This window comes from Spirillospora sp. NPDC047418 (assembly GCF_040643275.1).
Taxonomy (GTDB): domain Bacteria; phylum Actinomycetota; class Actinomycetes; order Streptosporangiales; family Streptosporangiaceae; genus Spirillospora.
This window is the reverse complement of sequence record NZ_JBEYTW010000013.1, coordinates 20,248-33,704: the sequence shown is the minus strand read 5'-3', so window position 1 is coordinate 33,704 and position 13,457 is coordinate 20,248. Positions and strand designations below refer to the sequence as shown.

The 13,457-nt window shown below is 73.5% G+C and carries 11 protein-coding genes; 9 read left to right on the top strand and 2 right to left on the bottom strand.

The genetic code is table 11. The features are described 5' to 3' along the window. Positions 1 to 20 precede the first annotated feature (20 nt). From ABZ806_RS10790 to ABZ806_RS10780, 3 genes are all read left to right on the top strand, one after another. Entirely contained in the window at positions 21 to 812 is a 792-nt protein-coding gene (locus ABZ806_RS10790; RefSeq protein WP_500216676.1) for a L,D-transpeptidase family protein, read from the top strand. Between the two features lie 235 nt (positions 813 to 1,047). Beyond that, positions 1,048 to 1,557 carry an SAV_6107 family HEPN domain-containing protein gene (locus tag ABZ806_RS10785; RefSeq protein ID WP_500216675.1) on the top strand — a complete coding sequence of 170 codons (510 nt, stop codon included), beginning with the start codon at positions 1,048 to 1,050 and terminating at the stop codon, positions 1,555 to 1,557. Between the two features lie 246 nt (positions 1,558 to 1,803). Beyond that, positions 1,804 to 2,991: a CoA transferase gene (locus ABZ806_RS10780; protein ID WP_500216674.1), complete on the top strand. Its 1,188-nt coding sequence runs from the start codon at positions 1,804 to 1,806 to the stop codon at positions 2,989 to 2,991. A 22-nt stretch (positions 2,992 to 3,013) separates the two neighbouring features. Here ABZ806_RS10780 and ABZ806_RS10775 read toward each other — a convergent pair whose 3' ends face one another. Then, positions 3,014 to 3,529 carry a hypothetical protein gene (locus ABZ806_RS10775; RefSeq protein WP_500216673.1) on the bottom strand — a complete coding sequence of 172 codons (516 nt, stop codon included), beginning with the start codon at positions 3,527 to 3,529 and terminating at the stop codon, positions 3,014 to 3,016. Positions 3,530 to 3,670: 141 nt separating this feature from the next. On the opposite strand from ABZ806_RS10775, the gene ABZ806_RS10770 reads away from it, so the two are divergent. Next, positions 3,671 to 5,083: an MFS transporter gene (locus tag ABZ806_RS10770; RefSeq protein WP_500216672.1), complete on the top strand. Its 1,413-nt coding sequence runs from the start codon at positions 3,671 to 3,673 to the stop codon at positions 5,081 to 5,083. 86 nt (positions 5,084 to 5,169) lie between these two features. Here ABZ806_RS10770 and bldD read toward each other — a convergent pair whose 3' ends face one another. After that, entirely contained in the window at positions 5,170 to 5,664 is a 495-nt protein-coding gene (gene bldD / locus ABZ806_RS10765; protein WP_021597992.1) for a transcriptional regulator BldD, read from the bottom strand. A 425-nt stretch (positions 5,665 to 6,089) separates the two neighbouring features. On the opposite strand from bldD, the gene pyrR reads away from it, so the two are divergent. From pyrR to carB, 5 genes are read left to right on the top strand one after another with little or no spacing between them, the layout of a single operon-like run. After that, complete coding sequence (pyrR, locus tag ABZ806_RS10760) at positions 6,090 to 6,668, top strand: bifunctional pyr operon transcriptional regulator/uracil phosphoribosyltransferase PyrR (protein ID WP_500216671.1); 579 nt, start codon at positions 6,090 to 6,092, stop codon at positions 6,666 to 6,668. After that, positions 6,665 to 7,606, top strand: a complete 942-nt coding sequence (locus ABZ806_RS10755) for an aspartate carbamoyltransferase catalytic subunit (protein ID WP_500216670.1) — start codon at positions 6,665 to 6,667, stop codon at positions 7,604 to 7,606. Before pyrR ends, ABZ806_RS10755 begins: the two co-directional genes overlap by 4 nt. Then, positions 7,603 to 8,889, top strand: a complete 1,287-nt coding sequence (locus tag ABZ806_RS10750) for a dihydroorotase (protein ID WP_500216669.1) — start codon at positions 7,603 to 7,605, stop codon at positions 8,887 to 8,889. Before ABZ806_RS10755 ends, ABZ806_RS10750 begins: the two co-directional genes overlap by 4 nt. Further along, positions 8,886 to 10,004 carry a glutamine-hydrolyzing carbamoyl-phosphate synthase small subunit gene (gene carA, locus ABZ806_RS10745; RefSeq protein ID WP_500216668.1) on the top strand — a complete coding sequence of 373 codons (1,119 nt, stop codon included), beginning with the start codon at positions 8,886 to 8,888 and terminating at the stop codon, positions 10,002 to 10,004. Before ABZ806_RS10750 ends, carA begins: the two co-directional genes overlap by 4 nt. Further along, positions 10,004 to 13,390, top strand: a complete 3,387-nt coding sequence (gene carB / locus ABZ806_RS10740) for a carbamoyl-phosphate synthase large subunit (protein ID WP_500216667.1) — start codon at positions 10,004 to 10,006, stop codon at positions 13,388 to 13,390. Before carA ends, carB begins: the two co-directional genes overlap by 1 nt. Positions 13,391 to 13,457 lie beyond the last annotated feature (67 nt).

Genomic DNA, 13,457 nt, shown 5'->3' with positions numbered 1-13,457 from the left:
AAGCACTTTAAGCTTCCTTCATGCGCGGGATACCGATCGACGTGCGGAGAAGCGCGGTGCTTCTGATCGCGGCCGTCGCCCTGGCGGGATGCACTGGGACAGAGCGGGCGGCGCCCCGCGCGCAGGAGGGCTCACCGGCCGCGACGGCACCGGCGCCGCCGGCCGCGACGCCCGCGCCGACACCGACGCATCGCACGCTGAAGCCGGGCGCGAAGGGGGCCGACGTCGAGGCGCTCCAGCGGCGCCTCAAGGGACTCGGCTACGACCCGGGCAAGGCGGACGGGAAGTACGGGCCGTCCACGCAGATGGCCGTGTGGGCGTTCCAGGCGGTCAATCGCCTCAAGCAGAAGAGCACCCTGGGCGGCTCCTTCTGGGAGGCCCTGGACGCGCCGGAGCAGCCGCGCCCGATGGCGAAGAAGCGCGAGAAGGACCGCGTCGACGTCGACCTGAAGCGGCAGTACCTCGTCCTCTACAAGGACGGCAGGCCGCGCCTCATCTCGCACATCTCGTCCGGCTCGGGGGAGTACTACTGCGCCAAGGACCGCGGCGCCACGGTCGCGCGGTGCCGCTACGCGACGACGGGCACGGGCGACTTCCGGACGGGGCGCCGCTTCACCGGCTGGGAGACCTCGCCGCTCGGGCGCCTCTACAACCCGATCTACTTCAACGGCGGCATCGCCTTCCACGGCGCCCTGGACGTGCCCAGGTACCCGGCGTCGCACGGCTGCGTCCGGATGCCGATGCACATCGCCGCGTACTTCCCGGACCTCCTCGGCACGAACGTCCCGGTCCACGTCAGACGCCCCCGCTAGCCCCCGGCACGTCCGCTGACCTGCGGCGCACGACACGCGTTCGAACACGTTGACGAATCGCCGCCGGGGCGCTTTACTGTGAATGCGTCGAACTTATGTTCGACGTTGGCGCGGGACTCGCGGCCCGCGCCAGGGCGACGTCCCCGCCGATCGCGGTGTTTCGGCGGGACGGACGGCCGGGCGGAGTGAGGGGAAGCTCTCCGCCCGGCCGGCCCGAGCCCGGAAGGAGGCACACATGTCCGGCACGATGACCGCACGCGGCGTCCACTCCGCCGTCCACTCCGCCGCCCAGCCCGCCCCGCCGCCGAGCCCACGCCACCGCCCGATGCCCGCGCCGCGCCCGGCGCACACGGCCGTCGGCCAGCTGCACGCGGCCCGGATGGGGCTCGCCGAGGCGGCCGAGGCGTCCTCGCCCGCCGTCCGCTACGTCTGCGCCCACCTGGCCGCGCTGCGCGCGGCCGCGGCGGTGCTGGCGTCCAAGGAGCCACTGGAGACCCACCGCCGCGGCCGGCCGCGCAGCGTGTGGGTGCTGCTGCCCGAGGCCGAGCCCGCGCTGCGCGAATGGGCCGCGTTCTTCGCCGCCGGCGCCGACAAGCGCGCCGCCGCCGAGGCGGGCCTGCCGCGCGCCGTCACCCCGCGCGAGGCCGAGGAGCTCGTGCACGACGCGGAGGTGTTCGTGACCCTCGTCGAGGACACCCTCGGCATCGACGGGCAGCCGACCCTGCCGGTGCCCGAGGCCGGATAGCCGGAGCCGGAGGCCCGTCCCACCTCCCCGGGGCCGGCCTCCGCCGGAGCCGGGCCGCCCGCCCGCCCCCAGGGGCCTGACACAGGGCGGCGGCCCGGCCCCGGCGTTCCCGGACGATCGCGCCGGCGGCGGCCGCAACCCCCCGAGCCGGCCCCGCCGGCGCGATCCCCTGCCCGCCCGTGCCCGCCCGCTGCCCGCCCGCCCCGTCCGGAGACGCGCGGCACGGGGCCTGATAGACATCGCTGCATGACGGGAACGCTGCCGCTGGACGGGATGCGCGTCGTGGAGCTGTCCAGCTTCGTCGCGACGCCGCTGGGAGGGATGACCCTCGCGCAACTCGGCGCGGACGTCATCCGGGTCGACCAGGTGGGCGGCGGCCCCGACGTCGACCGGTGGCCGCTCGCCGCGTCCGGCCGGAGCCTGTACTGGGCGGGGCTGAACAAGGGCAAGCGCTCGGTCACCGCCGACCTGCGCTCCCCGGAGGGCCGCGCGGTGGTCGCCGCCCTCGCGGCCGAGAGCGGCGTCGTCCTGACCAACGCGCCGCCGCGCCGGGGGCTCGCCTACGAGGAGCTGAAGGCGGCGCGGCCCGACCTGATCCACGTCCAGCTCCAGGGCACCCGGGACGGGGGCAACGCCGTCGACTACACGGTGAACGCCGCCATGGGCTTCCCGGCGATCACCGGCCCGCCCGGCCGCGGCGAGCCGGTCAACCACGCACTGCCCGCCTGGGACGTGGCGTGCGGCCTCTACATGGCCATCGGCCTCCTGGCGGCCGAGCGGCACCGGTTCCGCACCGGCGAGGGGCAGAGCCTCCGGATCGCCCTGCAGGACGTCGCCCTGGCCACCGCCGGAAACCTCGGATACCTGGCGGAGGCGCAGCTGGGCGAGTCCAGGCCGCGCTTGGGCAACCACCTGTTCGGCGACTTCGGACGCGACTTCGCCACCGCCGACGGCCGCGTCATGGTGGTGGTCCTCACCGCCCGCCACTGGCGCGACCTCGTGGACGCCACCGGCCTCGGCGAGGTGTCGGCCGCCCTGGAACGCGCCCTCGGCGCCGACTTCCGCCGCGCCGGCGACCGCTTCGCCTACCGCGAGGCGCTCGGCGGCGTCCTCGCCCCCTGGTTCGCGTCCCGCACCTGCGACCAGGTCGGGGACGGATTGAAGGGCACGTCCGTCCTGTGGTCGCGCTACCGCGACTTCGCGGACGTGGCCGCCGCCCTGCACGACGAACCCCTCATGGCCCGGCTCGACCAGCCGGGCATAGGCCCGCACCTCGCCCCCGGCTCCCCGCTGCGCCTCGGCGACGCCGCCCCGCCGCCTGCCCCGGCCCCCGAACTCGGTGAACACACGGACGAGGTCCTGCGCCAGGTCCTGAACATGCCCCCCGACCGCATCGAGGCCCTGCGCGACAGCGGCGCCATCGCCGGCCCCTGACCCGCCACCCGCGTACCGGGCGTCATCCCGCCCTGCGGCGGCGCTGGTAGGCGAGCGTCAGGACGGCGAGCAGGGGCGCCCACGCGACGAGCGGGAGGTACAGGAGCCCGACGAGGGTGTGGCCGGCCGGGGTCATGCCGTCCGCGGGCATCGTCCACCAGGCCAGGAGGGGCGTCCACAGCACCGCGAGGACGGCGACACCCGACCAGGCCGGGACCAGGACGGCCGCCGCCGGGACGGTCCGGCCGCCGATGAGCGGAACCCGGCGCGGAACGACCTCGCCCCATCGCTGGACCAGCCCCAGCGACAGCAGCGCCGCACTCTCACCGACCACCGCGAGCAGGACCAGGTAGCCGGGGCCCCAGAAGCCGGGCGGGCAGACGGCCCGGTACCCCTCCTCGGTGTAGCCGAGGTGCAGGCCCAGGGCGAGCCCGAGCCGCCAGAGACCGGACGGCAGCGCCAGCAGCGTGATCGCGTGGGCGGCCCGGCGGTGCGGGCGGAGCGGGCGGTCCAGGAGCGGGGCGGCTGTGCGCGTCATGAGAACGATCATGTCCGCCGGGGGTGGCCGGGACCTCCCGCCGCAGGGGGGTGGTCTCCCCCTGCGGGGGAGTAGGGCGTATCGGTGGCGGTCTGTCTTGATATGAGATCGTTAGCACGGCGAAGTAGGGGAGGGTGCACGGTGGCGGGGCGGGGCGGGCGCGGGCTGGTACCGCTGCTGGCGTTCCTCGGCGTGATGGCCTACTCGCTGTCCATGGCCGTCGTGACGCCCGCGCTGCCGCAGATCCAGGAGGGCCTGGACACCACCCCGGCCGGCGCGGCGTGGGCGCTGACCGCGATGACGCTGTCCGCGGCGGTCGCCACGCCCGTGGTCGGGCGGCTGGGCGACCTGTACGGGCCGCGGCGCGTCCTGCTGGCCGTGCTCGCGATCGCGACCGTGGGGATGGTCGTCGCCGCGCTCGCCCCGACGGTCCCGGTGATGCTGGTGGGACGGGTGCTGGGCGGCATCGGCGGCGGCGTGTTCCCGCTCGCGTACACGATCATCCGGGACGTGGTCCCGCCCGCCCGGACGGCGTCCGCGGTCGGCCTCATGTCGTCCATGCTGGGGCTCGGCGGCGCGGTCTCCTGGTGCCTGGCCGGGCCGATCATCGACTTCCTCGGCTGGCGGTGGCTGCTGTGGCTGCCGGTGCTCGGGCTGGTGCCCGGCCTCGTCCTCGCCTGGTGGATCGTGCCGCGGTCGGCGCCCGGAAAGGCGGCCCGGGTCGACTGGTGGGGCGCCGTCCTGTTCGCCGGCTGGCTGGTCGCCGCGCTCACCGCGCTGACCGAGGGCCTGGACTGGGGCTGGACGTCCCCCGGCGTCCTCGGCCTGCTCGCCCTCTCGGCCGTGACGGCCGCCGCCTGGCTGCGGGTGGAGGGCCGCGTCGCCGAGCCCCTCGTCGACCTGCGGCTGATGCGCGTGCGCGGGGTCTGGACGGCGAACGCCGCGTCGCTGCTGTCCGGCTACGCGCTGATGGCCGGCGGGCTGCTGTTCCCGCTGCTCGTCCAGCTTCCGGCCGACACCGGGTACGGCTTCGGCGGGACGGCCACCCAGGCGGCCCTCCTGCAGCTCCCCGCGAGCATCGGGATGACCGCCGCCGGAATGACGGCGGGCCTGCTCGACCGGCGGATCGGCTCCCGCATGGTGCTGTTCGGCGGGGCGCTGATGACCGGCCTCGGCTACGCGTTCACGGTGTTCCAGCACGCCGCCATGTGGCAGCTCTACGTCGGCGGCCTCGCCCGGGGCATCGGCCTGGGCTTCGCCTACGCGGCCGTCGCGAACCTCGTGGTCGCCGCCGTCCCGGCGGGCGAGACGGGTGTGGCGACCGGCATCAACACCCTCATCCGCACGGTCGGCGCGTCCCTTGGGACGCAGGTCACCGCGGTCGTCATCGTCGTGGTCCCCGGCGAGGCCGGCTACACGACCGGTTTCGCGCTGAGCGCCGCCGCCATGGCCGTCGTCCTGCCGCTGGCGCTCCTCGCCCCGCGCCCCCGCCGGGCGCGCGGACGCGGAACGGGGCCCGGCGCGGTGCCGGACCCCGTCACGGTCGTGCGGTGAAGCGGATCGTGCGGTGAAGCGGGTGGTGCGGTGGAGCGGGTGGTGCGGTGAAGCGGGTCGTGCGGTGAATCAGGTGGTGCGGTGGGTCAGAACGACTCGACGGCGCGGCGCGCCTCCGGGTCGAGGACGCCCCAGCCGATCAGTTCCTCGGTCAGCTCGGTCGGGGACTTGTCGTAGATGACCGCGAGTGAACGCAGGTCTTCCTGGCGGATGGACAGGACCTTTCCGTTGTAGTCGCCCCGCTGGCTCTGGATCGTCGCGGCGTAACGGGCGAGAGGACCGGCCTTGTCTTTCGGAAGCTGCTGCAACCGCTCTAGATCGATCACGAGCTTGGGTGTAGGCCCGAGCGGGCTCGGCGCGGCTCCGCCGGGCAGCAACTCGGATACCGGCACGCCGTAGAAATCGGCGAGCTCGGCCAGCTTCTGAACGGTGACGGCGCGGTCGCCCCGCTCGTACGAACCCACGACGACGGCCTTCCAGCGGCCGCGTGACTTCTCCTCCACACCGTGCAGGGACAGGCCCTGCTGGGTGCGGATGGCGCGCAGGCGCGCGCCGAGAGCCTTAGCGTATTCAGACGGCATTCTCGGCCCCCCAGGCTCACTTTCAGCGTCGTCGGACCCCGGCGTGTGTCACCGGGGGGAGACAGATTCGCGAAGCCAGGGGGCCTCAGGAGTCCGTCTCCAGGGATGGTTACGGACAGTGACGGTAAAACGGGTACGGCCCCAGGTCAAGCTGATTGGAAAAAAGCGGTCGAATCCGCAGGACTCGATCCGGGCCGTCCGGATCGCGCGCGGGCCGCGCGCACGCGTGCCGCGGGTCCCGTCACCGAGCGCGGCCTGGGGCCGAATGTGACGCCTCTCACCTGCGAAGACGTGGACCGGTCCGGGTGCGGGGCGGTCCTGGCCGGCTGCTAACGTGGGGGAGACACAACGTCCTTTAAGGCCCGTCCCGTGAGGCGGGGAAGGAGGTTTCGGCGGTGAATGCTGCCTCCGGACAGGAGCAGCGCGTGGCGGACGGTGACCCCCGGCCCAAGGCCGTTCTGGAGAGTCCCGACATCAGACGCGCGCTGACCCGCATCGCACACGAGATCCTCGAGCGCACCAAGGGCGGCCGCGACGTCCTGCTGCTCGGCATCCAGACCCGCGGCGTGACGCTGGCCGAGCGGCTGGCGGCGGCGCTGCGCGAGGTCGAGGGCGGCCCGGTGCCCTGGGGCTCGCTCGACGTGACCATGTACCGGGACGACCTGCGGCTGCGTCCCGCCCGCGCCCTCGGCCGCACCGAGCTGCCGCCCGGCGGCGTCGACGAGAAGGTGGTCGTGCTGGTCGACGACGTGCTGTTCTCCGGCCGGACGGTGCGCGCCGCGCTCGACGCGCTGAACGACCTCGGCCGGCCCCGCGCCGTCCAGCTGGCCGTGCTGGTCGACCGCGGGCACCGCGAGCTGCCGATCCGCGCCGACTACGTGGGCAAGAACCTGCCCACCTCGATGCGCGAGACCGTGAAGGTCCTGCTGGACGAGAACGACGGGCGCGACGCGGTCCTGCTGGGCCCGGCGGCGCCGCCCGCCCCGACGGGGGGAGCCGAGTGAACCGCCATCTGATCTCCGCGGCCGATCTGACCCGCGACGACGCGCTGCTCGTCCTCGACACGGCCGAGGAGCTGGCGCGGATCGCGGGCCGCTCCATCAAGAAGCTGCCGACCCTGCGCGGCCGGACGGTCGTCAACCTGTTCTTCGAGGACTCCACCCGCACCCGGATCTCGTTCGAGGCGGCCGCCAAGCGGCTGTCCGCCGATGTGATCAACTTCTCGGCGAAGGGGTCGAGCGTGTCCAAGGGCGAGAGCCTGAAGGACACCGCCCTCACGCTGGAGGCGATGGGCGCGGACGGCGTCGTCATCCGGCACGGCGCCTCCGGCGCCCCGCACCGGCTCGCCGGCTGGGTGCACGGCAGCGTGGTCAACGCCGGCGACGGCACCCACGAGCACCCGACCCAGGCGCTGCTGGACGCGTTCACGATGCGCAAGCGCCTCGGCGACCTGGAGGGGCGCCGCGTCACGATCGTCGGGGACGTGCTGCACAGCCGCGTGGCACGATCCAACGTCCTGCTGCTGGGCACGCTCGGCGCGGACGTCACCGTGGTCGCGCCCCCGACGCTGCTGCCCGTCGCCATCGACACCTGGCCCTGCTCGGTGTCCTACGACCTCGACGGCGTCATCCCGAAGAGCGACGTCATCATGATGCTGCGCGTCCAGCAGGAGCGGATGAACGCCGCCTACTTCCCGTCCGTCCGCGAGTACAGCCGCCGCTACGGGCTGGACGGCGAGCGCATGGCGCAGCTCCCCGAGCACGCCATCGTCATGCACCCGGGCCCGATGAACCGCGGCGTCGAGATCGCCGCCGAGGTCGCCGACTCGGTCCGCTCCACGATCGTCGAGCAGGTCGCCAACGGCGTCAGCGCCCGCATGGCGGTCCTCTACCTGCTGCTCGGCGGTTCCGAGGCGGCGATCGGCCAGGAGGTCACCCAGTGACGACGTACATCATCAAGGGCGCGCGGATCCTCGGCGGCGACCCCGCCGACATCCTGGTCCGCGAGGGCGCCATCGCCGAGGTGGGCCGCGGCCTGGACGAGGCCGGCGCGCAGACCATCGACGCCGGGGGCCTGGTGGCCCTCCCCGGCCTGGTCGACCTCCACACCCACCTGCGCGAGCCCGGCCGCGAGGACGCCGAGACCGTCGAGTCCGGGACGCGGGCCGCCGCGGTGGGCGGGTACACCGCCGTCCACGCGATGGCCAACACCGACCCGGTCGCCGACACCGCCGGCGTGGTCGAGCAGGTGTGGCGCCTCGGCCGCGAGGCCGGGTACTGCGACGTCCAGCCGGTCGGGGCGGTCACCCGCGGCATCGCCGGCGAGAAGCTCGCCGAGCTCGGCGCGATGGCCGACTCCGCCGCGCGCGTCCGGGTGTTCTCCGACGACGGCCACTGCGTGTCCGACGCGGTCATCATGCGCCGCGCGCTGGAGTACGTGAAGGCGTTCGACGGCGTCGTCGCCCAGCACGCGCAGGAGCCGCGCCTCACCGAGGGCGCGCAGCTGAACGAGGGCGAGATGTCGGCCGCGCTCGGCCTGCGCGGCTGGCCCGCGGTCGCCGAGGAGGCGATCATCGCCCGGGACGTGCTGCTCGCCCAGCACGTCGGGTCGCGGCTGCACGTCTGCCACGTGTCCACGGCCGGCTCGGTGGAGATCCTCCGCTGGGCGAAGAGCAAGGGCTGCCCGGTGACCGCCGAGGTCACCCCGCACCACCTGCTGCTGGACGACGCCCGGGCCGGCACCTACGACCCGATCTTCAAGGTCAACCCCCCGCTGCGCACCGCCGACGACGTCACCGCCCTGCGGCACGCGCTCGCCGACGGCACGATCGACTGCGTCGCCACCGACCACGCCCCCCACCCGGTCGAGGCCAAGGAGACCGAGTGGGCCGTGGCCGCGATGGGGATGATCGGCCTGGAGACCGCGCTGCCGGTCGTCCAGGAGGCGATGGTCGAGACCGGCCTGCTCGACTGGGCCGGGGTCGCCGACCGCATGTCCGCACGTCCCGCCCGCATCGGCCGCCTGTCCGGACAGGGTCGTCCGCTGGAGGCAGGTTCGCCCGCCAACATCACGCTGTACGACCCGTCGCCCCGCCGCGCCGTGGACCCGTTCGCGATGACCTCCAAGAGCCGCAACACCCCCTTCGCGGGGCTGGAGCTGCCCGGCCGGGTCGTCGCGACGCTGCTGCGCGGCCGGCCGACCGTCCTGGAAGGGAAGCTCCAATGACCCCTGCTCTGCTCGTTCTCGAAGACGGCAGGGTGTTCCACGGGACCGCGTACGGGGCCGAAGGGGAGACCTTCGGCGAGATGGTCTTCAACACCGGGATGACCGGTTACCAGGAGACCCTCACCGATCCCTCCTACGCCCGCCAGATCGTGGCCATGACATCCCCCCACATCGGCAACACCGGCATCAACGGCGAGGACCCCGAGTCCCGCCGCATCCAGGTGGCCGGCTACGTGGTGCGCGAGCCCGCCCGGGTGGCGTCCAACTGGCGCGCCACCGGCTCGCTGGGCTCGGCGCTGCGCGACCAGGGGATCGTGGGCATCGCCATCTCCGGCACGCGCGCGCTGACGCGGCACCTGCGCGACAAGGGCGCGATGCGCGCCGCCATCTTCAGCGGCGCGGACGCGGTGGCGCCCGGCGCGGACGCCCTCGTCGAGCGCGTCAGGCAGAGCCCCTCGATGGAGGGCGCCGACCTCGCCCGGGACGTCTCCACCACCGAGCCCTACATCATCCCCGCGCAGGGCGAGAAGCGCTACACGGTCGCCGCGGTCGACCTCGGCATCAAGGCGATGACGCCCAACCGGCTGGCGATCCGGGGCTGCGAGGTGCACATCCTGCCCGCGGCCAGCACCACCCAGGACATCCTCGCCCTCTCTCCGGACGGCGTGTTCTTCTCCAACGGCCCCGGCGACCCGGCGGCGGCCGGCTACGCCGTGGACGCGCTGAAGGGCGTCCTCGACGCCGGCACGCCGTTCTTCGGGATCTGCTTCGGCAACCAGATCTTCGGCCGTGCGCTGGGCCTCGGCACCTACAAGCTGAGGTTCGGGCACCGGGGCGTCAACCAGCCCGTCCAAGACCGCGCCACCGGCAGGGTCCACATCTCGGCCCACAACCACGGGTTCGCCGTGGACGCGCCCACCGAGGGGCGGTTCGACACGCCCTACGGCCCGGGCGAGGTCAGCCACGTCAACCTCAACGACGGCTGCGTCGAGGGGCTGCGGCTCCTGGAGCGGCCCGCGTTCAGTGTCCAGTACCACCCGGAGGCCGCCGCGGGCCCGCACGACGCGTCCGGGCTCTTCGACCGTTTCTGCGAGCTGATGGAGGGGTCGAAGTAATGCCGCGCAGGGAAGACCTGACGTCCGTCCTGGTCATCGGCTCCGGGCCGATCGTCATCGGCCAGGCGTGCGAGTTCGACTACTCCGGCACCCAGGCGTGCCGGGTGCTGAAGGCCGAGGGCCTGCGGGTGACGCTGGTCAACAGCAACCCGGCCACGATCATGACCGACCCCGAGTTCGCCGACGCGACCTACGTCGAGCCGATCACCCCCGAGGTCGTCGAGAAGATCATCGCCAAGGAGCGGCCGGAGGCGCTGCTGCCCACCCTCGGCGGCCAGACGGCGCTGAACACCGCCATCGCGCTGTACGAGGGCGGCGTCCTGGAGAAGTACGGGGTCGAGCTGATCGGCGCCGACGTGGACGCCATCCAGGCCGGCGAGAACCGGGAGAAGTTCAAGGAGGTCGTCGCCAAGGTCGCGCGCGAGCAGGGCCTGAACGCCGAGTCCGCCCGGTCGCTCATCTGCCACACGATGGACGACTGCCTCGCGGCGGCCGGCGAGCTCGGCTACCCGCTGGTCGTCCGGCCGTCGTTCACGATGGGCGGGCGCGGCTCCGGCTTCGCCCACGACGAGGACGACCTGCGCCGCATCGCGGGCGCCGGGCTCGACGCGTCCCCGACCGGCGAGGTGCTCCTGGAGGAGTCGATCCTCGGCTGGAAGGAGTACGAGCTGGAGGTCATGCGCGACCGCGCCGACAACGTGGTCATCGTGTGCTCCATCGAGAACCTCGACCCGATGGGCGTGCACACCGGCGACTCGATCACGGTCGCGCCCGCGCTGACCCTCACCGACCGCGAGTACCAGAACATGCGGGACGTCGCGATCGCGGTGATCCGCGAGGTCGGCGTCGACACCGGCGGCTGCAACATCCAGTTCGCCGTGCACCCCGGCACCGGCCGGATGATCGTCATCGAGATGAACCCGCGCGTGTCGCGGTCGTCGGCCCTCGCTTCCAAGGCCACCGGCTTCCCCATCGCCAAGATCGCCGCGAAGCTCGCGATCGGGTACACCCTCGACGAGATCCCGAACGACATCACCCGCGAGACGCCCGCGTCGTTCGAGCCCACCCTCGACTACGTCGTGGTCAAGGTGCCCCGGTTCGCGTTCGAGAAGTTCCCCGGCGCCGACGGCACGCTGACCACGCACATGAAGTCCGTGGGCGAGGCCATGGCCATCGGGCGCTGCTTCACCGAGGCCCTGCAGAAGGCGCTGCGGTCCCTGGAGAAGAAGGACTCGTCGTTCAGCTGGGCCGGCGACGTCGACGCCGCCGCGCTCGTCGAGTCCGCCGCGCGCCCGCACGACGGGCGGCTCAGGGACGTCCAGCGCGCGCTCTGGGCCGGCGCGGGCGTCCAGGAGCTGTACGAGGCGACCGGCATCGACCCCTGGTTCCTCGACCAGATCGCCGCCATCAACGAGACCGCGGAGGAGATCCGCACCGCCGACGACGCGCTCACCAGGGACAAGCTGCTGCGCGCCAAGCGGCACGGGTTCTCCGACGCGCAGATCGGCGAGCTGCGCGGCCTGTCGGAGGAGGTCGTCCGCGAGGTGCGGCACGCGCTCGGCGTCCGCCCCGTGTACCTGACGGTGGACACGTGCGCGGCCGAGTTCGAGGCGCAGACGCCCTACCTGTACTCGGCCTACGACGAGGAGACCGAGGTCCCGCCGGGCAGCAGGCCCAAGGTCATCATCCTCGGCAGCGGCCCGAACCGCATCGGGCAGGGCGTCGAGTTCGACTACTCCTGCGTCCACGCGTCGTTCACGCTGGCCGAGGCCGACTACGAGACCGTGATGGTCAACTGCAACCCCGAGACGGTCTCCACCGACTACGACACCTCCGACCGGCTGTACTTCGAGCCGCTCACGCTGGAGGACGTCCTGGAGGTCGTCCACGCCGAGCAGCAGTCCGGCGAGGTCGCGGGCGTCATCGTCCAGCTCGGCGGCCAGACGCCCCTCGGGCTCGCGCAGAAGCTGAAGAACGCCGGCGTGCCGATCGTGGGCACCTCCCCGGAGAGCATCCACCTCGCCGAGGAGCGCGGCGCGTTCGGGCGGGTCCTGCACCGCGCGGGGCTGCTCGCGCCCAAGCACGGCACCGCCTCGTCCTACGAGGAGGCGCGCGAGATCGCCGACGAGATCGGCTACCCGGTCCTCGTCCGCCCCTCGTACGTGCTCGGCGGGCGCGGCATGGAGATCGTGTACGACGACGCCACGCTGGAGTCGTACATGGGCCGCGCCACCGTCGCGCTGGGCACGGACGCGCTGCTCGAACACCCCATCCTGGTCGACCGCTTCCTGGACGAGGCCATCGAGATCGACGTCGACGCCCTGTTCGACGGCGAGGACCTCTACCTCGGCGGCGTCATGGAGCACATCGAGGAGGCCGGGATCCACTCCGGCGACTCGGCGTGCGCGCTGCCGCCCATCACGCTGGGGCACGACGACATCCGCCGCATCCGGGAGTCGACGGAGGCGCTCGCGCGCGGCGTCGGCGTGCGCGGGCTCATGAACGTCCAGTACGCGCTCGCCGCGGGCGTCCTGTACGTCCTGGAGGCCAACCCCCGCGCGTCCCGCACGGTGCCGTTCGTGTCCAAGGCGACGGCCGTGCCCCTCGCCAAGGCGGCGGCGCGCGTCATGATGGGCGCCACCATCGCCGAGCTGCGCGCCGAGGGCATGCTGCCGGAGACCGGCGACGGCGGCACCCTGCCGCTGGACGCGCCGATCGCGGTGAAGGAGGCCGTCCTGCCGTTCGACCGGTTCCGCAACGAGCGCGGGCAGGGCGTCGACATCGTCCTCGGCCCCGAGATGCGGTCGACCGGCGAGGTCATGGGCATCGACGAGGTGTTCGGCACGGCGTTCGCCAAGTCGCAGCAGGGCGCCTACGGCGGCTCGCTGCCGACGAAGGGGCGCGTCTTCGTGTCCGTGGCGAACCGGGACAAACGGCACATGGTGTTCCCGGTGAAGCGGCTCGCTGACCTGGGCTTTGAGATTCTTGCCACGGAAGGGACCGCGGAGGTCCTGCACCGCAACGGCGTGCGTGCCAAGATCGTGCGCAAGCACAGCGAGGGTCCGGGCCCGTCCGGCGAGCCCACGATCGTGCGGCGCGTCCTGGACGGCGAGGTCGACCTCATCGTCAACACTCCCTTCGGCAGCCCCGGCCAGTCCGGGCCGCGGCTGGACGGTTACGAGATCCGCACCGCGGCCGTGCTGCGGGGCGTACCGTGCGTGACGACCGTGCAGGGGCTCGCGGCGGCCGTGCAGGGCATCGAGGCCGTCGCCGGCGGCCAGGTCGGCGTCCGCTCCCTCCAGGAGCACGCCGAGCGGATCGGCGGCGCCCGCGGGCGCACCGGCCCGGCGGGCCCCGCCGGACCGGGCGGGGACGGCGCGCCGTGACGCCCGGGTGACGACAGCCCGGACGGGCCGGGCGGCCGCGCCGCCCGGCCCGTCCGGCCCGCGACGA